Source organism: Kitasatospora sp. NPDC058492 (genome assembly GCF_042720685.1).
Classification (GTDB): Bacteria; Actinomycetota; Actinomycetes; order Streptomycetales; family Streptomycetaceae; genus Kitasatospora.
In genome coordinates this window covers 43,997-68,388 of the sequence record NZ_JBHXMU010000005.1, presented here as the reverse complement: position 1 = coordinate 68,388, position 24,392 = coordinate 43,997, and the positions used below count along the sequence as shown (strand labels likewise).

Sequence of the window (24,392 nt, the reverse complement as noted above, 5' to 3'; positions counted from 1 at the left end):
GCGGGCGAAGGGCGCCGGCGGGTCGGCGAGGGAGAGAACGGCGGTGCTGCGCGGGTTCGGCGACCTGGAGGCCGAGATCATGGACCGGCTGTGGTCCTGGGGCCGGCCCGCCACCGTACGCGAGGTGGTGGACGACCTCCAGCGTCAGCGGCCGGTCGCGTACACCACCGTCACCACGGTGGCCGACATCCTGCACACCAAGGGCTGGCTGCGCCGGGACAAGGTGGGCCGGGCCTGGGCGTACGAGCCGACCTGCACCCGGGAGGCGTACACCGCGCAGCTGATGCGCCAGGCGCTGGAGACCACGCCGGACCGGGCGGGTGCGCTGCTGCACTTCGTCGACGGGATGAGCAGCGACGAGGCGTCCGCGCTGCTGGCGGCGCTGGAGCAGGTGAAGGCCCGGGACGCCGAGTGACCCTCGCGCTGCTCGGCCTCCACCTGGCCGTGACCGGGGTCCTGCTGCCGCGCCGGCTGGCCGGCTCGGCCCGGTTGCAGGCGCGCCCGGCGGCGGGCGCCGCGCTCTGGCTGGCCCTGATGGCCTCCTTCCTGGTCGCTCTGCTGCTGGCGGCGCACCACGCGGTGGAACCGTTCGCCCACGAGCCGGCCGGGCTGGTCGGGCTGTTCCCGCACCCGGAGCCGGTCGGGCCCACCGCCCCGCACACCCACGACTGGTGGCTGCTGGCCGCCGCCGGGGCCGCGATCGCCACGGTGGTGACGGCCGTCGGCGTCCGGGCCGGACGGGCGCGCCGGCGGCACCGGGCGATGCTGGACCTGGTCGCCGTCCGGGACGGGCGCTGGGGCGCCCTGATCCTGGAGCACGCCCACCCGACCGTCTACTGCCTGCCCGGCCGCAGCTCCCGGGTGGTCCTGTCGCGCGGGGCGCTGCGGCTGCTGGACGAACGGCAGTTGGCCGCGGCGGTGGCGCACGAGCACGGACACATCCGCGGCCGCCACCACCTGTTCCGGCTGCCGGCGGACACCTTCGCCCTGCTGTTCGGCCCGCTGCCGCTGGCCCGGCGAGGGCGGGCGGAGGTGGGGCTGCTGCTGGAGATGGCGGCCGACGACGCCGCGCTGGCGCGGGTTTCGCGCAGCGAACTCGCCTCCGCGCTCTGCGCCCTGGCGACGTCCGGGGCCCCGACGGGCGCCGCGCCCGGCATCGTGCCGGGCGGGGCGCACGGCATCCCGCCGGGCGGGTCACTGGGCCCCGCGTCGGGCGGGGCGCTGGCGGTGGCCGCCACCGGGGTGCTGGCCCGGGTCCGCCGACTGGCCCGCCCGGGGCACGGTCGGCGCGGGCGCCAACTGGCCTTCTGGATGGCGGTGTCGGCGCTCCCGCTGCTGCCGTACCTGCTGGCCTGCGCGCCGCACCCGTAGGGCGCCCGCCGCCCCCCGGTCACGATCCCGGACCGACCCTACCGGTGCCGCAGGTACGCCTCGGCGGTCTCGCGCAGGCGGTCGTGCAGGCCGTCGTAGGCGCGGACCCGCCCGAGCAGGCTCTTCGGCAGCTTGGCGACCATCGTGTAGTTGGTGTCGCAGACGTTGGCGGCCGGCGCCAGCCCGGCCTGGCTGACCAGTTGGTAGGCGTCGAGCTGGTCCAGGCCGAGCAGGTGCCCGGTCCAGCCGACCAGGTCGTGCTGGCTGATCCGGAACGCGTCCTCCAGGGGGCGGGCGGAGCCGGTGCTGATCAGGAAGCGGTCGTCCTCCAGCCGGGGCCAGGCCGGTCCGCCGCCCTTGACCAGGTCGACGATCACGGTGGTGCGCATGGCCGCCTCCACCGCCGTCCCGCACACCTCCCCCTCCCCCTGGCGCGCGTGGCCGTCGCCGATGGCGAGCAGCCCGCCCGGGACGTTGACCCCGAAGTAGGCGGTGGTGCCGGCCCTCATCTCGGGGGTGTCCAGGTTGCCGCCGTGCGCGCCCGGCGTGATCGAGGCCAGCACCTCGCCGGCCGCCGGGGCGACCCCGACGGTGCCGTGCATCGGGTCGAGCGGGAGGTCCACCGTGAAGTCGCTGTTGCGGGCCCGGAATCGGCAGACGCCCGCCTTGAGGTCCAGGTCGTAGACCCAGACCCGCTCCTCCAGCGGCGGGTGCAGCATCGCCGTGCTGTGGGTCGCGGTCAGCGCGCCGAAGTGCGGGAAGGTGCTGGAGACGCCGTAGTCGCGGGCCGGGGTGATCTCCACGAAGTGCACCGCGAGGACGTCGCCGGGCTCCGCGCCCGCCACCGCGATCGGCCCGGTGACCGGGTTGAGGTAGGGGAAGACGCACACCTGGCTGGGCAGGTCGCCGGTGCCGCGCACCTTGCCGCCGAAGCAGTCCTCGGTGGTCAGTTCGACGATGGTGCCGGGCTGCACGGTGACGAGCGGTGCGCGCCCGCCGAAGGTGTAGGCGTAGTCGGCCGAAGCGGGGGCCAGCTGGACGGTCTCGGGCAGGCTCACGGGTTCTCCTCGCGGGTGGTGGGCGCGGGCGTGTCAACCATGGTGCTCTCTCTCCGTGACGACCCTGCAGGTGTGGGGAGACTGCGGAGGCAAGTATGTCCAGATGGCGGCCCCGGAGAACGCGAAGGCCCGCCCCCGCCGAGGCGGGAGCGGGCTGCCGGACTGCCGGACTGCCGGACTGCCGGGCACAGCACACAGCTGCAGCCACGGCCTACGGCTACGGCTACGGCTACGGGCGGACGGCGCCCACGTACGGCATGGCACTGATCGGGAGGACCTCGACGTTCTTGCCGGTGCGCGGGGCGTGGATCATCTTGCCGTCGCCGATGTAGATGCCCACGTGGTGGATGTCGGGGTAGAAGAAGACCAGGTCGCCGGGCTGGAGGTCGGCGCGCTGGACGCGGGAGCCGGTGTTCCACTGGTCCTGGGACATCCGGGGCAGCTTGACGTTGCCCGCGCGGTAGGCGCCGCCGGTGAGGCCGGAGCAGTCGAAGCTGTTGGGGCCGGTCGCGCCCCAGCCGTAGGGCTTGCCGAGCTGGGCGTAGGCGAACTGGAGGACGGCGGCGGCGCGACCGCTGGCGGGCGGCGCCGGGGTGTTCATGTTCGGGCGCTCCGAGGAGCGGGAGGCCCGGTCGGCGGCGGCCGCCGCCTGGGCCTCGGCCTTGGCCTTCTCGGCGTTCTGCTGGGCGTTGATCTTGGCGCGGTCCTCGGCGCTCAGCTTGTTGAGCATGCCCTGCGCCTGGGCGAGCTTGACCTGGATCTGCTTCTTCTTCTCCCCCAGCTCGGTGCCGACGGAGTCGAGCTGGGCCAGGGTGGCGGTGGCCTCGGCGCGGTCCTGGTCGAGCTTGCGCTGCTCGTTCTGGGCCTGCTTGAGCAGGGATATCTGGGAGTCGGCGAGGTGGTTCTGGACCGAGGCGCGCTCCAGGTAGGCGGCCGGGTCGGAGTCGAGCATCAGCTGGAAGGACGGGTCGATGCCGTTGGTGCGGTACTGGTCGGCGGCCACCGCGCCGAGCTGGGAGCGCAGTTCGTTCATCGCCTCCTGCCCGCGGGCGACCTTCTCCTGGATCTTGCTGGCGTCGCCCTGGAGCTTCTGCTGCTTCTCCTGGAAGCCGTTGAACTGCTCGACGGCCTGCTCGGCCTCCTCGTTGAGCTTGTCCACCTGCTCCTTGACGGAGGCCAGGTTGGGGGCGGGCTCGGCGTGGGCGGTGCCGGAGGCGAGGACGGCGCCGCCGGCCATGGCCGTGGTGAGGACCGCCATGCGGGCCCGGCTCGGGGGGCTGGGCTTGCGACGCTTTCCCATGGCGGGGGGCTCTCCTTCGGGGGACGGCAGGGGACGGCGAAGGCGGGCGAGGACCTACGGGGGTTCGGTCCCCGCCCACCTTCTTCGAAGTAACTTAATAGATGAGTGGAGGGGTTCCGCAATCCCCCTGTTCCGGGCCGTTCCGGGCGATCGATCGTGGCCCCCGGCACCGGCGTTGACCTCGGGTGCCACCGTCCGCGGCACTCCTCGCCGCCCGGAGTGCTGAGAACGTGCCAAATCGAGGGAAAGGTCACACGGGCCGCCCCTCCTGCGGGCCTGCGAACGAGCGCTAACCTGCGGTCATGAACGTCCTGCCCGAAGGGCTCCCCCTCGCCGCCGAATTCCCGGCCGCACACCGCGAGCAGTGGCAGCAGCTCGTCGAGGGCGTGCTGCGCAAGTCCGGCGCGCAGCCCGCGGACGGCGCCGCCGCCGAGCGGGCGCTCACCACCGAACTCCCGGACGGGCTGCGCGCCCGCCCGCTGTACACCGCCGAGGACGCCCCGGCCGAAGCCGGCTACCCCGGCTTCCCCCCGTTCGTCCGCGGCGGCCGGCCGCAGGGCGCGGCCGTCGCCGGCTGGGACGTCCGCCAGCGGCACGCCGACCCGGACCGCCGGCGCACCAACGAGGCGGTCCTGGCCGACCTGGAGAACGGCGTCGGCTCGCTCTGGCTGGAGCTCGGCGGCGCGGGCCTGCCCGTCACGGCCCTGCCCGAGACGCTGACCGGCGTGTACCTCGACCTGGCCGCCGTGGCACTCGACGCCGGGCCCGAATTCACCGCCGCCGCCGAGCAGTTGTTCGCCCTGTACGAGGAGCGCGAGGTCTCCCCCGGCGCCGCCGCCGGCAACCTCGGCGCCGACCCGCTGGGCCTCCAGGCCCGCACCGGCGAGACCGGACGCACCACCGCGCTGCTCGCCGAGGCCACCGCGCTGGCCGCCCGCTGCGCCGCCGAGTACCCCGGCGTCCGGGCGCTGACCGTGGACGCCCTGCCCTACCACGAGGCCGGCGCCTCGCCCGCCCAGGAGCTGGGCTGCTCGCTCGCCACCGGCGTCGCCTACCTGCGGGCGCTCACCGCCGCCGGGCTGTCGGTGGACGCCGCGCTCGGCCAGCTGGAATTCCGCTACGCGGCCGACGCCGACCAGTTCCTCACCATCGCCAAGTTCCGTGCCGCGCGCCGCCTCTGGTCCCGCGTCGCCGAGGTGTCGGGGGCCTCCGCGGCGGCCTCGGCGCAGCGCCAGCACGCGGTCACCTCCCGGGTGATGATGACCGCCCGCGACCCGTGGGTGAACATGCTGCGCACCACCGTCGCCTGCCTCGCCGCCGGCGTGGGCGGCGCCGACGCCGTCACCGTGCTGCCCTTCGACAGCGCCCTCGGCCTGCCGGACGCCTTCGCCCGCCGGATCGCCCGCAACACCCAGTCGATCCTGCTGGAGGAGTCCCACCTCGCCCGGGTGATCGACCCGGCCGGCGGCTCCTGGTACGTCGAGCAGCTGGGCGAGGAGCTGGCGGCGGCCGCCTGGGCCTGGTTCCAGGAGATCGAGCGGGCCGGCGGCCAGCAGACGGCGCTCACCGACGGGACGGTCCGCGAGCGGATCGCCGCGACCTGGGCGGAGCGCTCCGTCAAGCTCGCCAAGCGGCGCGAACCCGTCACCGGTGTCAGCGAGTTCCCGCACCTGGACGAGCAGCCGCTGGTCCGCGAACCGGCCCCGGCCGCACCGGGCGGCGGGCTGCCGCAGGTGCGCCGCGCCGAGGCGTACGAGGCGCTGCGCGACCGCTCGGACGCGCAGCTCGCGGCCACCGGCGAGCGGCCGAAGCTGTTCCTGGCCTCGATCGGCACCGCCTCCGCGCACACCGCGCGCACCACCTTCGCCGCCAACCTGTTCCAGGCCGGCGGCATCGCGACGACCTCGCTGGAGTCCGTCGACCCGGCCGCCTTCGCCGAGGCCTTCACCGCCTCCGGCGCCACCGCCGCCTGCCTGTGCTCCAGCGACGCGCAGTACGGCGAGCACGCCGAGGCCGTCGCCGGCGCGCTGAAGGCGGCCGGAGCCCGACGGGTGCTGCTGGCCGGTCGACTCGGCGAAGTCCCGGCAGGAGTAGACGAGTTCATCCACGCGGGCGGGGACGCCATCGCCGTCCTCACCTCCCTGCTCGACCAGATCGGAGTGGCACGATGATCCCCGACTTCACCGGAATCGGGCTGAACGGGGATCCCTCCGGGGACGTCACCGACGGCCAGTGGCGGGCCGCCTGGCGGCAGTCCACCGGCAAGGACGTCGACGAGCTGGTCTGGGACACCCCCGAGGGCATCGGCGTCAAGCCGCTGTACACCACGGCGGACCTGGCCGGCCTGGACTTCCTGGAGACCTACCCGGGCATCGCCCCGTACCTGCGCGGGCCGTACCCGACCATGTACGTCAACCAGCCGTGGACCGTCCGCCAGTACGCGGGCTTCTCCACCGCCGAGGAGTCCAACGCCTTCTACCGCCGCAACCTGGCAGCCGGCCAGAAGGGCCTCTCGGTCGCCTTCGACCTGCCGACCCACCGCGGCTACGACAGCGACCACCCGCGCGTCACCGGCGACGTCGGCATGGCGGGCGTGGCGATCGACTCGATCTACGACATGCGCCAACTCTTCGACGGCATCCCGCTGGACAAGATGTCGGTGTCGATGACCATGAACGGCGCCGTCCTGCCCGTCCTGGCCCTGTACATCGTGGCCGCCGAGGAGCAGGGGGTGGCGCCCGAGAAGCTGGCGGGGACCATCCAGAACGACATCCTCAAGGAGTTCATGGTCCGCAACACCTACATCTACCCGCCGCAGCCGTCGATGCGGATCATCTCGGACATCTTCGCGTACACCTCGCAGAAGATGCCCCGGTACAACTCCATCTCCATCTCCGGCTACCACATCCAGGAGGCCGGGGCCACCGCCGACCTGGAGCTGGCCTACACCCTGGCCGACGGGGTGGAGTACCTGCGCGCGGGCCTGGACGTGGGCCTGGACGTGGACGCCTTCGCGCCGCGGCTGTCGTTCTTCTGGGCGATCGGCATGAACTTCTTCATGGAGGTCGCCAAGCTGCGCGCGGCCCGGCTGCTGTGGGCCAAGCTGGTCAAGCAGTTCGACCCGAAGAACGCCAAGTCGCTGTCGCTGCGCACCCATTCGCAGACCTCCGGCTGGTCGCTCACCGCCCAGGACGTGTTCAACAACGTGACCCGTACCTGCGTGGAGGCGATGGCCGCCACCCAGGGCCACACCCAGTCGCTGCACACCAACGCGCTCGACGAGGCGCTGGCGCTGCCCACCGACTTCTCCGCCCGGATCGCCCGCAACACCCAGCTGCTGCTCCAGCAGGAGTCCGGCACCTGCCGGGTCATCGACCCGTGGGGCGGCTCCGCCTACGTCGAGAAGCTCACCCACGACCTGGCGCGCCGCGCCTGGCAGCACATCCAGGAGGTCGAGGCGGCCGGCGGCATGGCCAAGGCCATCGACGCGGGCATCCCGAAGATGCGCGTCGAGGAGGCCGCCGCCCGCACCCAGGCCCGGATCGACTCCGGCCGCCAGCCGGTCATCGGCGTCAACAAGTACCGGGTGGACAGCGACGAGCAGATCGACGTGCTCAAGGTCGACAACTCCTCGGTGCGCGCCCGCCAGCTCGAAAAGCTGCGCCGGCTCCGGGAGGAGCGCGACGAGGCGGCCTGCCAGGACGCGCTGAACGCGCTCACCCGGGCCGCCGAGGCCGGCCCGCAGCGCGGCGGCTCGCTCGACGGCAACCTGCTGCACCTGGCCGTCAACGCGGCCCGGGCGAAGGCCACCGTCGGCGAGATCTCGGACGCCCTGGAGAAGGTGTACGGCCGGCACAGCGGCCAGATCCGTACCATCTCCGGTGTGTACCGAGACGAAGCGGGCCCCTCGGCCTCCCTCCAGCGCACCCGCGACCTGGTCGAGCGGTTCGAACGGGCCGAAGGCCGGCGCCCGCGCATCCTGGTCGCCAAGATGGGCCAGGACGGCCACGACCGCGGCCAGAAGGTGATCGCCACCGCCTTCGCCGACCTCGGCTTCACCGTGGACGTCGGCCCGCTCTTCCAGACCCCCGACGAGGTCGCCCGCCAGGCCGTCGAGGCGGACGTGCACATCGTCGGCGTCTCCTCGCTCGCCGCCGGGCACCTCACCCTGGTCCCCGCGCTGCGCACCGCACTCGCCGAGGCCGGCCGGGAGGACATCACCATCGTGGTCGGCGGGGTGATCCCCCCGCAGGACTTCGACGCGCTGTACGAGGCGGGGGCGGCGGCGGTCTTCCCGCCGGGCACCGTCATCCCGGACGCCGCCTACGACCTGCTCACCTCCCTGGCGGCCGACCTCGGCCACGAGCTGTGAGATTTTGATCGTATGCCTCCGCGGACGATCGACCTCGACAGCTATGTGACGGGTGTCCTCGACGGCTCGCGCGCCTGGATCGCGCGCGCCGTCACCCTCGTCGAGTCCACCCGGCCCGACCACCGCGCGCTCGCGCAGCAGTTGCTCCAACGGCTGCTGCCGCACGCGGGCGGCGCGGTCCGGGTGGGCATCACCGGCGTGCCCGGTGTCGGCAAGTCGACCTTCATCGACTCCTTCGGCACCATGCTCACGGGGCTCGGCCACCGGGTCGCCGTACTCGCCGTCGACCCCACGTCCAGCCGCACCGGCGGCTCCATCCTCGGCGACAAGACCCGGATGGAACGCCTCGCCGTCGACCCGCACGCCTTCGTCCGCCCCTCGCCCACCTCCGGGACACTGGGCGGCGTCGCCAAGGCCACCCGGGAGTCCATGGTGGTGATGGAGGCCGCCGGCTACGACGTGGTCCTGATCGAGACGGTGGGAGTCGGCCAGTCCGAGACCGCCGTCGCCGGGATGGTCGACACCTTCCTGCTGCTCAGCCTCGCCCGCACCGGCGACCAGTTGCAGGGCATCAAGAAGGGCGTCCTGGAGCTGGCCGACGTCATCGCCGTCAACAAGGCCGACGGCCCGCACGAACCCGACGCCCGCGCCGCCGCCCGCGAACTCGCCGGCGCCCTACGGCTGTTGCAGGCCCCCGACGCGGCGTGGACGCCGCCCGTGCTGACCTGCAGCGGCCGCGACGGCGCCGGACTCGACGTGCTGTGGGAACGGCTCCAGCAACACCGCAAGGTCCTCGACGCCACCGGCGCACTGGCCGCGAAACGGCGGGAACAGCAGGTCGAATGGACCTGGACGATGGTCCACGACCAGCTCTACGCGCGGCTGCACGAACACCCCGAAGTGCTGCGGCTCTCGGTCGAGTTGGAGGCCCAGGTCCGCGCCGGCACCATGCCGGCGGGGCTGGCCGCGCAGCAGATCCTGGACGCCTTCTTCGGCTTCTTCGGTGCGCCCTGACGGGAGGCGCTTCTTGAGCGGCCCCGGGGTGGAAAAGGTGCGAGGGCCGTGCTGGTGTGCACGGCCCTCGCACCGGGTGTGGGGCGCCCCGTTCCCGCCCTCGTCGCCCGGATCTGCACGTGGTGGTGAGCTGTACAGTGTGCTCTGTCACCTGTACGCGATGCTGAGCTGCATTGTTTGATGAGGAATCGAACCCCCTGCGTTGCTCTTCACGCGCCAAGGGCCGGATGAACCGCCGGCCCGCGGTGTGTGCACGCCTCCGTGGCGACTACCTGCTTCCCACACCCAGCTGGTGGGGTCAGTCCTCGATCAGGTCGATCTCCCAGTTGGTGCGCTGGATCAGGGTGTCCACCTCGCGGATCTCCTTCGCCAGGGCGTCCGCCTGGGCGCGGAGCTCGGCGACCGGCAGGGCGGCGAGGATCCTGAGTTCGGACCGCAACTGCCGTACGACTCCGCGCTGGTCGCGCCCGGAGGCGGCGTCGGCGGCCGCGGTGATCACCGAGTGGCGCAGCCGCAGGACGTCCCGGCGGGCGAGGGCATCGGTCAGCGTGCCGCCGCCCTCGATGAGCGCGGTGGAGTTGGTCCGGTTGATCTGACGGATCAGCCGCTCCAGCTCGTCCAGCACCTCTCCGGCCTGGGCCAGGACCTCCGCCGCGCTCTCGGCCGGCTCCTCGCCCTCCTGGTAGCGGGCACTGCCGACGACGCGCGCCCGCAACTGCTCCACCCGCCGCACCGCAGCCGCGCGCTGCGCGAGCGCTTCAGCCAGTTTCACCGCGTCATCACCTCTACGTCCTACTGATCGTCCGGCAAGTATGCACGTCAGTGCCTGCCGGCACGGTTCGCGGGGTGGGGTCGGCCAGGCCGACCCGGCGGGCGCCGGGCGGGTTCATGCCTCTCGACGGCGTTCGGCCGCGGCCCGTACGTCCGCCAGCGCCCTCGCCCGGTCGACCGGCGGCGGCGAGAAACGTCCGGGCGCCGCGAGTACATGCTCCTCCCAGCGGTCCTGCCAGAACTCCACCGTCCAACCAGGCCACCGCTGCGGCATCTCGTACGCCTCCGCCGACGCCCCGAGCACCCACCAGCCCACCCGCCGACGCAGCGGATCGACGTGGATGCCGGCATCGGCCGACGCCTCGCAGACCCCGTGCTCGGGGCCGCCCGCCAGTCGGTCGAGCAGCGCAGCCCCCTCCCGGACCGGATGGTCGTTGACGTTCGCCAGCACGTAGCAGTGCTCCGCCCCGACCGCCCCGACCGTCACCACCGCAACCATCGACTCGGGGTCAGCCAGCTCCTCGTCGCCCGGTTCGAGCAGCGGCCCCACCGCATGCCCGCGCCCACGAGCGCGGACGTGTTCGGGGTCCAGCCCCAGGTACGTCCGCAGCTCGGCAGGGCCGTCGTACATCCACCGGACGTCCCACCCCACCCATGCCTCCCGCAACAGTTCCAGAGTGGCCGCCCTGTGACGCATCTCGGCGCTCGGCCCTTCCCAGGCGAACAGCATCAGCACCTTCCGGCCGAGGTCGATCAGTGCCGCACCCTGGCAGTGCACATCATCCAGCCACCAGTCGACCGCCCTCAGGTGCCGGACCATCGAAAGCGCCTCCGCCGGCCCGGCCAGGAGGTCGAGGTCGATTCCTATCGCCCCGAACCGCGACAGGTACAGCTCGAACTCACCGCTCTCGCGGACAACGACAAAATTCGCACGATCACCCATCCACCCAGAATGACCACCCCCGGCACCGGGCCGCCACCACATTTGACGCACCCACACGGGCACGACCCCAGGACCGCCACTCGATCCACCGGCATCACCTGACAACCGATCAAAATCAGTTGCCGAGGATGCTCGGGCGGCTCACCCCACCCCGACGCATTTCTCAGTCGACTGACCACCACCGACACCCTCTGAGCCAGTCGGGCACAACTGCCAGGACAGGGCCTGACGTCGGTGTCTCTGAGCCGGGACACGGTAGGTGAAACTGACACGGTGTGGTGACCTGGCCGTTTCGACCCGGTGGGACAGGTTTGTTGGAACCAGTTCCGAACTACCCGGGCTCGCGGCGTCCGTGGCCGCTCCGCTGAGGGGCTTGGAACCGAGCGAGCGCGTACGCAGGACAACTGGAGCGGCGGGGACGACAGCGGTTCAGCCGTTGTAGTCACACCGCGCCGCTTGGGACCTATCCTGAGCCAATGCTTCACGAGCTGTGGGACGAAGGCGAGGAGGGAAAGATGTTCTGCCTGGCCGGACCGCGCGGAGACGGGGCTCGTGCGCTCTTGTCCGAAGGTGCCCGGCTCGTGTGGACCGTTGAGGCCGCGAGCTACTTCGACGCGATGACGTTGTACTACCAGCGCATGGGCTGGGGCACCTACACCACAGAGCACCCGGAGTGGGACAACCGGACCTACGCCGAGCACGGCTGGGAATGATCAACCCATTTCACGCCTTCAGTCACACACGCCTCACGAACTACAGCTGGAGTAGTAGCCCCAAGAGCGATTCCAGCGCTGGGGCACTCCGGTTCCAACAACCGTGACCAAGTCCCAGCCAACGTGTCCTGGCTCAGTCTCGGCAGCAGCCGAGACACCGACGCACAAGCCAATTCCTTACTGTCAGTCAACAATCCGTCACAGTCGCGAGGCGCCCGACGGTCGCCACTACGCCACCTCTCGCAGAGCGTGAAGGTCCAGCGCCGTGCCCCATCCATGCGTGGGGCACGGCACTTCGGCGACTTCCAGGTACTCGAACCAGACCACCTTGCCCACCCCCGCCGGGCGCCAGCCCCATGCGTGCGCCAGCGCTTCGACGAGCAGGAGGCCACGCCCGCTGGTCGATCCGGCGTCACGCTCGCGCTTCGGGAGCTCCGGGCACCGATCGGCGACCTCCACCCGCACCCGCCCGGCACCCACCGGACGGTCACGGCGCAGCGCTCCCTGGTGTGCACGAGCGCATTGGCGATCACCTCGCTGGCGCACAGCTCCACCTCCTGAAGCCCGTCCGCCGACAGCGGCACACCCCACTCCCGCACGATCGCCCCCACCAACCGCCGGGCCGCCGGCACGGCGTCGGCCCCCGGCGGCACGCCCCACTCCAGCGGAACCGGGAATCGAGCGGTGTTGAGCGGACTGACGATCACTGGGAATCCATTCGGTCACATAGCGACAATTCTGCAGCCATGCCGGATCGTTCGGGTCCACACCCACCGTCCAAATGGCTGACGCCAAGTCAACGCGGGTACACAAGAAGGGAGAACAGGCGAAGCTGGTCCAGGCGTTGAACCGGTTGAACAGAGGACGGGATCGCGATGACCCACCGACCGCGCACACCCAACACCGCGCTCGCGACACTCATGCAGCAGGCGGGGTGGGGCAACGGCCAGCTCGCCCGAGCCGTGAATCGCGTCGGAGCCGAGGCGGGGCACCAGCTGACCTATGACAAGTCGGCGATCTCGCACTGGCTCTCGGGCACTCAGCCCCGGGCAGACGCACAGGAGATTGTCCGCGAGACGTTCTCACGTCGGCTCGGACGACCGGTGACACCCGAGGAGACGGGCTTCGGGCGCGGCGCCGAGCAGGCGGGCAGCCAGGGGGTCCTGTCCGATCTGATGTCGATCGGCAAAGCCGACATGGATCCCTCACGCCGTGGTGTACTCGCCTCCGGGCTCTACTCGCTCGCCCTGACACTGCCGGTCTTCGACGACACCGCTGACCGGATGAACCATGCCGCTGCGGGCCGTACCGTGCGGGTCGGCCAGGGCGAGGTCGAGACCGTTCGGAGAATGACGGACCGGATCGCCGATATCCTCGACGAGCTCGGCGCCGCCCACGCCCGCCCGATGGCGGCGGCCTTCCTGGTCAACTCGGTCGGACCCTGGCTCCAGGCATCCGGCACCACGGAAGTGAAGGCCGGGCTGCTGTCGGCCGCCGCCGATCTCACCTACCTCACCGGGTGGATGGCGATGTACGAGACTGCCCACGGTCTCGGCCAGAAGTACTACGTCCAGGCCCTCAAGCTCGCACGCGAGGCCCAGGACCACGTGACGTACTGCCGCACCCTACGGGGCATGGCGCTCCAGGCGTCCAATCTCGGATACGGCCCGAAGGCGCTGGAACTGGCCGACTCGGCCGCCGAAGCGGCTCCGGCCTCCGGCCCGCGACTGCGGGCCTTCCTCGCCGGCCAACAGGCGCACGGCGCCGCCATGGTGAAGGACCAGCGGCAGGCATTCGCGCGGCTTGCCGAGACCGAAACCGCGCTGACCCAGGCCGAGGGCCGCAACGACTCCGTCGGCGGCTACGACCAGGCCGCCTACCACTTCCACGTCTCGCACGTGCTGTACGAACTCGGCGACCTCTCAGGGGCAATCAAGGAACTTCAACTCTCCAACCGAGCCCGCCCCGCCAACGAGAAACAGGGCCGCGTACACGGCAACGGCCTGCTGGCCCGCCGCCAGATGGAACTCGGGCACGTCGAGGCCGCCTGCGCCACCTGGAACGCGTTCCTGGACGACTACGTCACGATCAGCTCCGTCCGTGGCGACGAGCACTTCCAGGCTCTGGGCAAGGGCCTCCCGGCACGAGCCACCAACCGTACGGTCCGCCAGCTCCACCAGCGCACCCGCGAGGTCGCCGGCCAGAAGGCCGCGTGACCCGTGGGATTCGGTCTGGTCGTCCGCTTCATCACCCACGACGCCACAGCAGCCCGCGCCTTCGACCAGCTGGCAGCTGCGGCCCTCGAAGAAATCCGCGCCCAGGAACCGGGCACACTCCTCTACGTCACTCACACCGTGCCGGGCGAGCCACACGTCCGGGTCTTCTATGAGTTGTACGCGGACCGTACGGCCTTCGAGGAGCACGAACGGCAACCTCACGTCCGCCGATTCCTGGCCGAACGCGCGCAGCACCTCGAATCGTTCGAGGTGACGTTCCTGGATGAAACCTCCGGCAAGGGCACTACGCCGTGAAGGCCGACCGGAGCGGTCTGCGGATCGGAATCACGGGGCACCGGGGGCTGGCGGCCGGAGTGGAGGAGCAGGTTCGACGGCTACTCGAAGACGCTCTCGCGGGCGAGGACCCGACTGGGCTCACGGTCGTGTCCTGCATCGCGGACGGGCCGGACGCGTGGCTGGCGGAGATCGCGCTCGAACGGGGGGCCCGGCTGGAGGCCGTCATTCCGGCGGATCAATACCGGGACGGGCTGCCGGACTGGCATCACCCCGTCTACGACCGGCTGTTGAGCAGTGCCAACGCCGTTCACCGAACAGGCCGGGTGGAGTCCGACGAAGCCGCCCACATGGCGGGGAGCGAGGTCCTGGTAGCCCAGGTCGACAAACTCCTAGCCGTCTGGGACGGCCTGCCGGCCCGCGGCTACGGCGGGACGGCGGACGTGGTCGCCTACGCCCGCCGGCGCGGCGTGCCGGTTGAGGTGCTGTGGCCGCAGGGAGCGCGCCGGTGAATGCGGAATGAGGCCTACCAGTCAGGCCGGTCGCGCCGCCGCGACCGCGTCGGTGTACAGCTCAGTGGTCAAGTCGACTTCCCTGATGCCGAGTTCGGCCAGCACCGCACGGACAAGGGCGAGGGCCGGCGTGAGGTCGGCCTCCGTGGCGGCCGTCGTCTCGACCTCGATGAACGTGGCGTCGTCCAACTCGGGAACGCGAACGAGTGTGGCGAGCAGGTGCCTTCCGTCGCGCTGGAAGCCGTAGTTGCGGCACCGCTTCTCGAACGTGATGCGAGGGGTGAAGCCCAGGCCCCGGATGATCTCGTGCGCGGCGTCGTCCACCATCACATCGAACTGCCGCTTTGAGACCGACACCGGCAAGGTGCCGCCTTCAAGGCGCGATCCACGACCCGCGTCAGCTCGGCCTCTCGCCGAGGGCAGCACGGAGCCAGTCGAGGGAGTCGGTTGCCAGGACGGCGTCGGCGAGTGCGTTGGCGGTCTTCGTGGTGAGACGGCCACGGCTGTTGTCGATCCAGCGCTGAGCGTTCGCGTAGCCCTGCGCCTTGTACTCGACTCCCTGGATCAGGCACTCCAGCTTGTCGGCATCCCGCGCGCAGACCGCCTCCGGAGAGTCCTTCGCTTCGTACTCCGCGACGAGATCCCGGATGGTCGAGGCGAGGATCTCCGGCATGCCGCCGACCTGGTCGGCCGTCACCGCCGCCGGATCGGCGCCGGGCGCGTACTTCTTCCCCAGATGGTTGACGTCCCCGGTGCGCGTCTCCTGGGAGTCGTGCCAGACCGCGAGGAAGGCGGCCTGCGCCGGGTCCGCGCCTTCGAGCTTGGCAATGATCGAAGCGATCAACGCGGTTCGCCAGGAGTGTTCGGCGACCGATTCGGGATCGCGGACGCCGGCCATCCACCAGCCCGTGCGCTTGGTCTGCTTGAGCGTCCCGGCTTCGAACAGGAACCTCGCCACCGGCGTCAGGTCGTCTGTCACTGTCTGGCTCCTCTCACGCCTCGACAAGGCGGATCGCGTAGCGGATGCTGTCGAGTTCGCGTCGCCCGCGCCGCGACAGCTCCCGACCATCCAACAGCACCGGGAGCCGTTCGCGCAGGGCGCGGGCCGCAGTTCCGGAGCGCAGCAGATCCGGCCGGACCTGGAGCAGTGACCACACACTGTGGATGTTCAACTCGGCGTACCCGCACTGCGGGCCGAGCCCCTGAACGAGGTGCGCGAGGAGCTTGTCGCCGGGCCACGGACCCGGCGACCGGGCGGCGATGAAGTCGTCGGAGAGTTCGAGGTACGGGACCTCGCCGACCCAGTACGCCCAGTAGTTGAGGTTCGCCAGCGCACCCGCCTCATCCGCGAGGCCTTCTCCAACACCTCTCCCCAACGATCACAACCAGCCGCGAACCCTGCCACCACGGCGGCCGAGAAGAGCGCCCACCACACCAGGCGCGCGAAGGTTGCCACTACGCCACCTCTCGCAGAGCATGGAGGTCCAGCGCCGTGCCCCACCCATGCGTGGGGCACGGCGCTTCGGCGGCTTCCAGGTACTCGAACCAGACCACCTTGCCTACCCCTGCCGGGTACCAGCCCCATGCGTGCGCCAGGGCTTCGACGAGCAAGAGGCCACGCCCGCCCGTCGATTCGTCGCCGCGTTCCCGCCGGGGAAGCCCCGAGCACCCGTCTGCAACCTCAACCCGCAAGCGCCCGGCGCACCACCGAACGGTCACGGCGCAGCGCTCCTTTGTATGCACGAGCGCATTGGCAATTACCTCGCTCGCGCACAACTCCACTTCCTGAAGCGCGCCTTCCGAGAGTGGAACCCCCCATTCCCGCACGATGTCCACCACCAACCGCCGCGCCCCCGGCACGGCGTCGACCCCTGGCGGCACGCCCCACTCCAGCGGAACCGGAAAGCGAGTACTCCTCAGCGAACTGACCACCACGAACACCCTCCACCCGAGCCGGGGAACAAGAAGGCCGAGCCGATAGCGGGCCGGCGATGATACTGGCCCGACATCAGGCTGCCTTCCTGGCCGCGTCAAGAGCCGCAGCCCATTCCAGAGCGTTCATGACGTGTTGGCTCTGGATGCCGACGCGTGGGTCGGGCTGGATCAGCAGGGTCGGGTTGCCGAAGGAGGTTCGGTCGGCGGCCCACTGGTGATCGAGCGGGGTGAAGTCGTCGTCGATCCACACGGCAGGGGCGCCTGAGAGCCAGTCGGCGACATGGTTGCGCTTCCACAGGTAGCCGTCGGGGTGGCTGGTGGTGATCGGCAGGTTGGGCAGCTCGATGTGGTCGAAGTCGGGCAGGTCCAACAGCGGTGCGATGATGCGGCGGGCGTCGAGGCGCCAGCTCGTGCACCACACCGGCTGCACGAGGCCGGTGTTGATGGCGTCCGTGATCAGTGTGCCGTGCTCCGGGTTGAGCCAGACCCAGAACGGCTCGGCAACGGCACCGGTGCGGACCTGGTGACGAATGTGGGTGGCCGGGATGCTGAGGTCGGCGGCAGGGAACGGGACGAAGACGCCGTCGATGTCCAGCAGCAGGAACAGGCGGTTGTCCATTGGTGACTCCTGTTGTGGGCGGATGTCAGGGCTTCCGTGCGGCGATCAAGAGGGTGGTCGGCCAGCGGACGTCGGTCGGCGCGAAGAGGTCGTGCACGCTGGTGACCAGCAGGCCTGCGCGGTTGAGAGCCCGAACCCAGGCAGCCGGGTCAATGTCCCAGCGCTCCACCACGGCCTGGGCGCCACCGGGCAGGATCACTCTGTCTCGGGTGCGGGGGTCGGCCGGGACGACGCCGGTCCGCTGCGGGTGTGGGACGGAGAAGGCGAGTACGCCATTGCAGTCGAGGCGGCGGGAGCACGCATAGAGGAGCTTGGACGGCTCGGTCAGGCCGATTGCGCCGAAGACGGACGCGATGGCGTACGGCTTGTCGCGTTCACGGCTCAGGTAGGCGCTCGCGGTGGAGCAGACGAACTCGGCACCGGTGTGACCGTAGTGGGCCGTTGCCCGGTGGATCTGGCCACGCGAGCTGTCGATCCCGATGGCGTGGGCCCCGTTGTGGGCCAGATGGGCGGTGTTGCGGCCTGGGCCGCAACCCAGTTCAACGATCCGACGCCCGGCCAGGTTCTCGCCCAGGAGTTCGGCGCCCGGGCCGATCCCCGGCCGTTGGGTCCACTCCATCCGGCGAGGTGGCGCCAGCGGCCCCGCCGGTTCGTCGGCAAAACGCTGGGCCGCGTGGGCGTCCCAGACGTCCACCGTCACGCCTCCAGAAGTCGGATCGCGGTGGCCAGGTGTCGGCGTACGACCTCGGTGTACAGCGGATCACTCGACGGGTCGTTGATCCACTTGATGGCCTGCTCCATGAACCACTCCACGGCCCAAACGCGGTGCCAACCAAGTGCCCAATGCTCGGCGGTCAGACCGCCGCGTTCGGCGAGTGCGTCCTTCGCACCGCCGGTAGCGACGTAGGCCTCGATGAAGTTCCGAAGCCGGACGGGGTCCGAGTCATCGAGTGTGCCGTGCCAGGAGGCGAGGTCAAGCAGGCCGGGGCCGGTGAACGCGCGGGCGAAGTCGAGCAGGCACCAGCCGTCTTCTCCCAGATGGAGGCTGGTCGGGTGGAACTCCGAATGCACCCAGCCGAACGGGGCAATCTCGGCACCGCTCGCACGCTTGCTCGCCGACGCCGCGAGGGCTTCCAGCATCGCGGCGATGTCCGCGGTGTCCGCGGTCCAGCGGCCCGCCTCGCGCAGGCGGCTGAGGTGGCCCAGCATCAGTTCCGGGAGGGCGGCGAGCGCGGCCTCATCCATCACCGGCAATGACCCGGCGGTGGGAGTGGCGTGCAAGGCGACGGCAGCGACAACACCATCTGTGTCGCCCGCTTCACGGATCGGTTCGCCCAGGTCCTCGATCATCATGCCGAGCGTGCCCTCACGGACGATGGAGCCGATGACCTGCGGCACCGGGATACCGGCGCGGCTGGCCGCGCGGAGGATTTGGGCCTCGCCATCGAATGGCTCGACCGCGTACTTGTAGATCGCGGTGCAGCCGTTGTCGAAGCGCAGACGTTCGACGCCGGACATGCCCCACACCCTCACCTTCTCGCGGACGGGTTGGGTGTGGCCGGTGCTGGAGCAGATGTCGGCCAGGATGGCGGTGACGAGCATGGTGTTCACGGGAAACTGTTCCGTTCGTTCGGGCTGCTCGGGCAGGGTGGGGGTCCGGGGCGGCAGCGCGCTTGCCGCCCCGGACCGGTGCTCACCCGAGGATCAGGACCTGGTCACGCGGTAGGAGTCGACCTGCTCGATCCACTCGGTCTTCATGCCGGCGAGCTCTTCGCGGAAGCGGGCCATGGAAGCGCCGTACGGGGCGACGACACCGCCGGACTGGTCGGGAACGGACTGGCAGCCATGCACCAGCCGGCCGCCGAGCGCGGCGTGAGCCTTGATGCCCTCGATCCGGCGGTGCTCGTTGAACCAGCCGCCGTGGTAGACCTCGTCCAGCATCTGACCTTCCTCCTCGGAGAGGTCGAAGACGACCCCGGTGGCGGAGGGGAAGAACCAGCACGGGCCGACGTTGGAGATGTGCCCATTCAGCTCGACCTTGTTCAGGGCCATGAACGTGGCGGCCTCACGAAGCATCTTCAGGTGCTCGGCGGTCACGTCCGGCAGGCCCAGGGTGGCCAGGTGCTCATCGCGGAACAGGTACGAGTACACCTGGTGGGCGACGGCCAGGACCTCGCCCGCGTCGCGGGTCGAGTGGCCGTGGGTCTTGATGAACTCCAGCGCCATCTGCTCGACGCTGGCTTCCTCGGTCTCCTCCACGCCCAGCAGGCCGTCCTGCACGGTCTGCCAGTCGATGACGAGCCAGGAGCTGGCCTCGAACCGGAAGAAGTACTTCTTCGGGTCGAGGGTGATCTTCTTACCGTCCACGGTGATGCCGGGCAGGCGGTTCCAGCGCGGGTCGAACGCCTCGGGCAGCTCGACCGTGATCGTCTCGGTGTCGACGGTGGTCACTGTGTCTCCATTGCAGGTCGCGGCGCCTTCCAGAGGCGCCTACGGGTTGGGCCTGCCGCCCGGGGAGAGCTATCGTCGCTGCCCGAACGGCTGACGCTAAGTCAACAGCCGTGTACGCAAACGGATAAGGTGCCAGGATGTGGGCCAGATGTCGGCCAGATGTCGGCCGATGTGGGCCGGGTGTCGACCCAACGGAGGGCACCGTGTCAAGGGGATCTGTAACGGTCGCAGGCCTGATCAGGACCGCACGGGAGAACAAGGGCTGGTCACAGCCCAGGCTTGGTCGCGAACTCGGCGAGACCGAAGGCAAAGGGGGCGCAGGGCCAGACCGGGGCCAGGTATCTCGCTGGGAGCGCGGCGGACGCGTCCCGAAATACTGGATGCCGCACCTGATCTCGGTTCTGGGTATCGATCTGGCAGAAACGGTTAGCAGCCCGCCAACTGGCCAGGACGAGATCAGAACTGGCGATACCGTGGATTCCGTCATCGAGCTGAGCCGGAGGGACGTGGTGGATCGCCGGAGATTCGTGTCCGCCTCCAGCGCATACGCGCTTGCGGCGTTGGGCCTGCCTGATCCAGACGCCATCCTTCGGCGGACACGGCTGAAGACTGATGAGAAGGTGAAGGTCGGCCGGGGCGAGGTCGCAGCGATCCGTCAGATGACGAAGTCGCTGGGCGACGCGGCCGCCGAGCTCGGTGGCGGCCATGCCCGCCATCTCGCCGTCCGCTACCTGCACGACGACGTCGCGCCCTGGCTGGACGGGACGTGGAGTGAAGCCGTCGGCCGGGAGCTGTTCGCGGCGACCTCCCAACTCGTTCACCTGGCCGGGTGGATGGCCCAGGACGAGGGGAACCAGGACGCCGCCCAGCAGTACTACGCGCATTCCTTCCGGCTCGCTTCCGAGGCCGGCGACGCCGAGTTGGCCGCCACCGCCCTGCGCGGTCTGGCCGTCCAGGCCATCGACCTGGGTTTCAGGCCCACCGCCGTGCGGATAGCGGAAGAGTGCGTCGACCAGGCCAAACACCTCGATGACTCCCGAGCGCTCGCCTACTACCAGGCCACCCTGGCCAACGCCGCAGCCCTCGACGGCGACCGGCGCACCGCGACCAGCTCGCTCGCCGCGTCCCAGAGCGCGATCGAACGGGCCACCGGCGCGCCCGGCGAGTCGTGGGCCTCGCACTACAGCATCGGCCGGTGGGCTCACGAGTCCGGCATGGTCCTCGCCCGACTCGGCGACTACAGCAGCGCGCAGGAACACCTCCACCACGCGCTCGACATCCACGGCCTCGACCGCCGCCGCACCCGGGCGATCGTCCTCGCCGACCTCGGCACCGTCCGTCTCCGGCAGGACGACGTCGACGGCGCCCTCGCATCCTGGAACGACTTCCTCGACTGCGCGGACGGCATCCGCTCGGTCAAGGTCCAGGACGCCGTCCGCGACCTCCGGGCCCGCCTCTACCGCCTCCGCGACGTGGCCGGTGCCGGGGAACTCGACGAGCGAGCCGCGGCGTTAGGGTGAACCGTGGCAGACGACCAACCGGGCCCGTCCGACAGTCGGGAGCACTGGCGATGGGTGCGGGGCTTCCTCAACGATCACCGCTTCGAGTTGACCAATCGGCTCCTTGCCGGGAGTGATCCCGAACGGCTGGTCCCGGGGACTCCGTTGCTGGCTCGCCGGCACTGGATTCCGGACCAGCCGGTGCCGCTGGAGCGCGTCCGGCTGCGGTGGGTGCCGGACGCGCCGGAGGCCGAGCTGGACGGCGGCGAGCCGGAGCTCGACCGCATCCGCCCGTACCGGGTTGATGGAACCGCCCATCGCCGCTATGCCGACGCTGTTGGGGAGCTCGCCAGGCCCAGGCTGTTCGAGGATCGAAGCTGCTACCGCCTGCTTGATGTCGGGACGTCTGCGGGCGATCCGACGCTGACGTTCGGCCGTGGCCGGTACTTCGACGTGATCAACATCTGTGAGGCCGTCGCGCACGAGTACGCTGCGGCGGTCCTGGCGGGCGAGGCCGCCACGCCCTTCCGGGCCGCCATCGGCGATCCGACCGTCCTCGCGCGCCGGCCGGTCATGGCGGCCATCAGCACGCTGACCATCCGGCACGATCGCAGGACCGGCGAAGCGGAGTTCGTGTTGCACTGGCGTGACCCCGAGAAGGTCGCCAGCGGCGGGGGTCTCTTCCAGGTGATGCCGGTCGGGATGTTCCAGGCCTCGCACGATGCGCCGTGGAACGAGGGGAACGACTTCGACCTTTGGCGGGCGATCCTGCGGGAGCTGAGCGAGGAGTTGCTCGGCGGCACCGAGGACTACGGGAGCGACAGGGCGCCGATCGACTACGCCGCCTGGCCGCTGGACAAGTCGCTCACCGCGGCGCGCGCGGACGGCCGCCTGCGGGTGTTCTGGCTGGGCCTCGGGATGGATCCGCTGACGTTCGTCACCGACATGCTGACCGTGGCCGTGTTCGACGCCGACCTGTTCGACGAGACGTTCCGGCGCATCGTCTCCGCCAACGACGAGGGCCACCGCGTCGGGCTGGAGGACGCGACGGGGCGGTCGGCCGGCATCCCGTTCACGGCCGAGCAGGTGGATCGCCTCACCGCCACCGAGCCGATGCAGCCCGCCGGCGCGGCGCTCCTGCGGCTCGCCTGGCGGCACCGGAAGGCGTTGTTGCAGCTCTCCTGACACAAGGAAGGCCCCGGACCGCCCGACCGGTCCGGGGCCGTTCACCTAGTGCGCGTCAGACGGTCTTGGCGGCCGCGAAGCGGGTCGAGACGTCCTGCCAGTTGACGACGTCCCAGAGCTTCTCGACGTAGTCGGGGCGGACGTTGCGGTACTGCAGGTAGTAGGCGTGCTCCCAGGCGTCGAAGGCGAGCAGCGGGGTGGTGCCCTGGCCGACGTTGCCGTGGTGGTCGTAGACCTGCTCGACGATCAGGCGCTTGCCGAGGGGCTCCCAGGAGAGGATGCCCCAGCCGGAGCCCTGCACGCCGGTGGTGGCGGTGGTGAGCTGCTTGCGGAAGGCCTCGAAGCTGCCGAAGTGCTCGGTGATGGCGTCGGCCAGCTCGCCCTCGGGGCGGTCGCCGCCCTCCGGGGAGAGGTTCTGCCAGAACAGCGAGTGCAGCACGTGGCCGGACAGGTGGAAGGCGAAGGTCTTCTGCAGGCCGACCAGGCCGCCGAACTGCTCCTTGTCGCGCGCCTCGGCCAGCTGGTCCAGGGTGTCGTTCGCACCCTTGACGTAGGCGGCGTGGTGCTTGGAGTGGTGCAGTTCGAGGATCTCGGGGGACATCGCCCGCTCAAGCGCGGAGTAGTCGTACGGCAGGTCGGGAAGCGAGTAGGTGCCCATGCTGGGACACAGCCCCTTTCGATGAACAGTGATGATCGTGCCGGGACAACACTATTGCGTATGAGTTGCAGGAACGAAGCATGGGCTCCTGCTTATTCCTCACGTCTCGTCGGGCACAATGGTCGCGAGTGCATGTAATGAGTGATGAGGGTGAGTGACTGTGACAGGGTCACCGGTGGTGCTGGGGATCGAGTCCTCCTGCGACGAGACCGGCGCGGGTCTGGTCCGGGACGGCGTACTGCTCGGGCAGGCGGTGGCGTCGTCGATGGACGAGCACGCCCGCTTCGGCGGGGTGGTGCCGGAGATCGCCGCCCGGGCGCACGTCCACGCGATGGCGCCGGTGGTCGGCGAGGCGCTGGCGCGGGCCGGGCTGACGCTCGCTGACATCGGCGCCGTCGCGGTGACGACCGGCCCGGGGCTGGCCGGGGCGCTCCAGGTCGGGGTGGCCGCGGCCAAGGGCTACGCGTTCTCGCTCGGCGTCCCGCTGTACGGGGTGCACCACCTGGCCGGGCACGTCGCCGCCGCGACGCTGGACGGCGGGCCGCTGCCGAACCCCTGCGTGGTGCTGATCGTCTCGGGCGGGCACACCTCGCTGCTGCTGGTGCGCGACCTCGCCCGCGACCCGATCGTCCACCTCGGCGACACCCTGGACGACGCGGCCGGCGAGTGCTTCGACAAGGTCGCCCGGATCCTCGGCCTCCCCTACCCCGGCGGTCCGGCGATCGACCGGGCGGCCCGGGACGGCGACCCGACGGCCGTCCGCCTGCCGCGGCCGCTGACCGGACCGCGGGACGACCCGTACGCGTTCTCGTTCTCCGGGCTCAAGACGGCGGCCGCCCGCTGGGTGGAGGCGCAACGGGCGGGCGGCTCGGACCCGTACGTGCCGGACGCGGCGGCCGGGTTGCAGGAGGCGATCGCCGACGTGCTGACCCGCAAGGCGGTGCGGGCCTGCACCGATCACGGGATCGGCACCCTGGTGGTGGTCGGCGGGGTCGCGGCCAACTCCCGGGTGCGGTCGCTGGCCGAGGAGCGCTGCGCGGCGGCCGGGATCGCGCTGCGGGTGCCGCCGCTGAGGCTCTGCACGGACAACGGGGCGATGGTGGCGGCGATCGGCGATCTGCTGGTCCGCTCCGGCGCCGAGCCGGCTCCGGCGGAGCTGTCGGTGGATCCGTCGGCGCCGCTGGAGTTCGCGGCGTTGACGCCGTTGGCGCGGACTGCCGCGGCCTGACGGCGGGTTGGCCTGACGGCGGGTTGATCCGCCGTCGGGCCGACCTGACGGGGTGCGCCGGCCTGACGCGGCGCGCCGACGTGGCGGGGTGCGCCGGCCCGACGCGGCGTGCCGGCCTGACAACGGTTCGATCTCGCCCGACGCGAATCCGTTCCCAAGCCTTCCCCCGGCCGCAACAGGTGTGACATTTTACATGTCACACATCAGGAACCGTGTGCCCCCAACCACACGGCAACCCTCAACGGCCCCGGAG

The 24,392-nt window shown here is 70.9% G+C and carries 26 protein-coding genes; 13 read left to right on the top strand and 13 right to left on the bottom strand.

The genetic code is table 11. The features are described 5' to 3' along the window. The first annotated feature begins 46 nt into the window (after positions 1-46). Both ACFWPI_RS05125 and ACFWPI_RS05120 read left to right on the top strand, forming a co-directional pair. Positions 47-415 (top strand): BlaI/MecI/CopY family transcriptional regulator, encoded by a 369-nt coding sequence (locus tag ACFWPI_RS05125; protein ID WP_063350923.1) that lies wholly within the window; start codon positions 47-49, stop codon positions 413-415. Further along, positions 412-1,371, top strand: a complete 960-nt coding sequence (locus ACFWPI_RS05120) for a M56 family metallopeptidase (protein WP_380380672.1) — start codon at positions 412-414, stop codon at positions 1,369-1,371. The genes ACFWPI_RS05125 and ACFWPI_RS05120 overlap by 4 nt, the downstream gene beginning before the upstream one ends. A gap of 38 nt (positions 1,372-1,409) precedes the next feature. Here ACFWPI_RS05120 and ACFWPI_RS05115 read toward each other — a convergent pair whose 3' ends face one another. Both ACFWPI_RS05115 and ACFWPI_RS05110 read right to left on the bottom strand, forming a co-directional pair. After that, on the bottom strand, positions 1,410-2,429 hold the full coding sequence (locus tag ACFWPI_RS05115; RefSeq protein ID WP_380380670.1) for an acetamidase/formamidase family protein: 1,020 nt from the start codon (positions 2,427-2,429) through the stop codon (positions 1,410-1,412). A 229-nt stretch (positions 2,430-2,658) separates the two neighbouring features. Continuing rightward, entirely contained in the window at positions 2,659-3,729 is a 1,071-nt protein-coding gene (locus tag ACFWPI_RS05110; RefSeq protein ID WP_063346507.1) for a C40 family peptidase, read from the bottom strand. Between the two features lie 302 nt (positions 3,730-4,031). Here ACFWPI_RS05110 and ACFWPI_RS05105 point away from each other — a divergent pair, with 302 nt between their 5' ends. The 3 genes from ACFWPI_RS05105 to meaB are packed head-to-tail and all read left to right on the top strand — an operon-like array spanning position 4,032 to position 9,115. After that, positions 4,032-5,900, top strand: coding sequence for a methylmalonyl-CoA mutase family protein (locus ACFWPI_RS05105; protein WP_380380668.1), 1,869 nt, complete (start codon positions 4,032-4,034; stop codon positions 5,898-5,900). Beyond that, positions 5,897-8,101 (top strand): methylmalonyl-CoA mutase, encoded by a 2,205-nt coding sequence (gene scpA, locus ACFWPI_RS05100; RefSeq protein ID WP_063346509.1) that lies wholly within the window; start codon positions 5,897-5,899, stop codon positions 8,099-8,101. The genes ACFWPI_RS05105 and scpA overlap by 4 nt, the downstream gene beginning before the upstream one ends. Before the next feature lie 12 nt (positions 8,102-8,113). Further along, positions 8,114-9,115 carry a methylmalonyl Co-A mutase-associated GTPase MeaB gene (meaB, locus tag ACFWPI_RS05095; protein WP_380380665.1) on the top strand — a complete coding sequence of 334 codons (1,002 nt, stop codon included), beginning with the start codon at positions 8,114-8,116 and terminating at the stop codon, positions 9,113-9,115. 298 nt (positions 9,116-9,413) lie between these two features. Here meaB and ACFWPI_RS05090 read toward each other — a convergent pair whose 3' ends face one another. Further along, positions 9,414-9,887, bottom strand: a complete 474-nt coding sequence (locus ACFWPI_RS05090) for a DIP1984 family protein (RefSeq protein WP_380375422.1) — start codon at positions 9,885-9,887, stop codon at positions 9,414-9,416. Between the two features lie 114 nt (positions 9,888-10,001). Next, positions 10,002-10,829: a hypothetical protein gene (locus ACFWPI_RS05085; RefSeq protein ID WP_380375420.1), complete on the bottom strand. Its 828-nt coding sequence runs from the start codon at positions 10,827-10,829 to the stop codon at positions 10,002-10,004. A gap of 581 nt (positions 10,830-11,410) precedes the next feature. On the opposite strand from ACFWPI_RS05085, the gene ACFWPI_RS05080 reads away from it, so the two are divergent. From ACFWPI_RS05080 to ACFWPI_RS05060, 5 genes are all read left to right on the top strand, one after another. Further along, complete coding sequence (locus ACFWPI_RS05080; protein WP_363376953.1) at positions 11,411-11,542, top strand: hypothetical protein; 132 nt, start codon at positions 11,411-11,413, stop codon at positions 11,540-11,542. A 360-nt stretch (positions 11,543-11,902) separates the two neighbouring features. Then, a complete protein-coding gene (locus tag ACFWPI_RS05075) occupies positions 11,903-12,103 on the top strand; it encodes a hypothetical protein (RefSeq protein ID WP_380375419.1) in 201 nt (66 codons plus the stop codon). Positions 12,104-12,417: 314 nt separating this feature from the next. Next, entirely contained in the window at positions 12,418-13,758 is a 1,341-nt protein-coding gene (locus ACFWPI_RS05070) for a hypothetical protein (protein ID WP_380375417.1), read from the top strand. A gap of 3 nt (positions 13,759-13,761) precedes the next feature. Then, complete coding sequence (locus ACFWPI_RS05065) at positions 13,762-14,073, top strand: putative quinol monooxygenase (RefSeq protein ID WP_380375415.1); 312 nt, start codon at positions 13,762-13,764, stop codon at positions 14,071-14,073. Positions 14,074-14,090: 17 nt separating this feature from the next. After that, positions 14,091-14,564 (top strand): hypothetical protein, encoded by a 474-nt coding sequence (locus tag ACFWPI_RS05060; protein ID WP_380375427.1) that lies wholly within the window; start codon positions 14,091-14,093, stop codon positions 14,562-14,564. Between the two features lie 21 nt (positions 14,565-14,585). Here the strand turns inward: ACFWPI_RS05060 and ACFWPI_RS05055 are convergent, their stop codons facing one another. The 8 genes from ACFWPI_RS05055 to ACFWPI_RS05020 all read right to left on the bottom strand — a co-directional run bounded on the left by ACFWPI_RS05055 (position 14,586) and on the right by ACFWPI_RS05020 (position 19,569). Continuing rightward, positions 14,586-14,927, bottom strand: coding sequence for a hypothetical protein (locus ACFWPI_RS05055; protein WP_380375413.1), 342 nt, complete (start codon positions 14,925-14,927; stop codon positions 14,586-14,588). A 34-nt stretch (positions 14,928-14,961) separates the two neighbouring features. Beyond that, positions 14,962-15,543 carry an HD family hydrolase gene (locus tag ACFWPI_RS05050; protein ID WP_380375412.1) on the bottom strand — a complete coding sequence of 194 codons (582 nt, stop codon included), beginning with the start codon at positions 15,541-15,543 and terminating at the stop codon, positions 14,962-14,964. Positions 15,544-15,556: 13 nt separating this feature from the next. Beyond that, positions 15,557-15,940: a hypothetical protein gene (locus tag ACFWPI_RS05045; RefSeq protein WP_380375411.1), complete on the bottom strand. Its 384-nt coding sequence runs from the start codon at positions 15,938-15,940 to the stop codon at positions 15,557-15,559. 79 nt (positions 15,941-16,019) lie between these two features. Further along, entirely contained in the window at positions 16,020-16,499 is a 480-nt protein-coding gene (locus ACFWPI_RS05040) for an ATP-binding protein (RefSeq protein WP_380424591.1), read from the bottom strand. 73 nt (positions 16,500-16,572) lie between these two features. Then, complete coding sequence (locus ACFWPI_RS05035; protein ID WP_380375409.1) at positions 16,573-17,118, bottom strand: HAD domain-containing protein; 546 nt, start codon at positions 17,116-17,118, stop codon at positions 16,573-16,575. Between the two features lie 25 nt (positions 17,119-17,143). Further along, a complete protein-coding gene (locus tag ACFWPI_RS05030; protein ID WP_380375408.1) occupies positions 17,144-17,812 on the bottom strand; it encodes a methyltransferase domain-containing protein in 669 nt (222 codons plus the stop codon). Between the two features lie 2 nt (positions 17,813-17,814). Further along, a complete protein-coding gene (locus ACFWPI_RS05025) occupies positions 17,815-18,729 on the bottom strand; it encodes a phosphotransferase family protein (RefSeq protein ID WP_380375406.1) in 915 nt (304 codons plus the stop codon). Positions 18,730-18,822: 93 nt separating this feature from the next. After that, positions 18,823-19,569 carry a hypothetical protein gene (locus tag ACFWPI_RS05020; RefSeq protein ID WP_380375404.1) on the bottom strand — a complete coding sequence of 249 codons (747 nt, stop codon included), beginning with the start codon at positions 19,567-19,569 and terminating at the stop codon, positions 18,823-18,825. Positions 19,570-20,228: 659 nt separating this feature from the next. On the opposite strand from ACFWPI_RS05020, the gene ACFWPI_RS05015 reads away from it, so the two are divergent. Beyond that, positions 20,229-21,089 carry a tetratricopeptide repeat protein gene (locus ACFWPI_RS05015; RefSeq protein ID WP_380375403.1) on the top strand — a complete coding sequence of 287 codons (861 nt, stop codon included), beginning with the start codon at positions 20,229-20,231 and terminating at the stop codon, positions 21,087-21,089. 3 nt (positions 21,090-21,092) lie between these two features. Continuing rightward, entirely contained in the window at positions 21,093-22,253 is a 1,161-nt protein-coding gene (locus ACFWPI_RS05010; RefSeq protein WP_380375401.1) for an XRE family transcriptional regulator, read from the top strand. A gap of 55 nt (positions 22,254-22,308) precedes the next feature. Here ACFWPI_RS05010 and ACFWPI_RS05005 read toward each other — a convergent pair whose 3' ends face one another. Continuing rightward, positions 22,309-22,911 carry a superoxide dismutase gene (locus tag ACFWPI_RS05005; RefSeq protein WP_380375399.1) on the bottom strand — a complete coding sequence of 201 codons (603 nt, stop codon included), beginning with the start codon at positions 22,909-22,911 and terminating at the stop codon, positions 22,309-22,311. Between the two features lie 175 nt (positions 22,912-23,086). Here ACFWPI_RS05005 and tsaD point away from each other — a divergent pair, with 175 nt between their 5' ends. After that, on the top strand, positions 23,087-24,139 hold the full coding sequence (tsaD, locus tag ACFWPI_RS05000; protein ID WP_380375424.1) for a tRNA (adenosine(37)-N6)-threonylcarbamoyltransferase complex transferase subunit TsaD: 1,053 nt from the start codon (positions 23,087-23,089) through the stop codon (positions 24,137-24,139). The last annotated feature ends 253 nt before the right edge of the window (positions 24,140-24,392 follow it).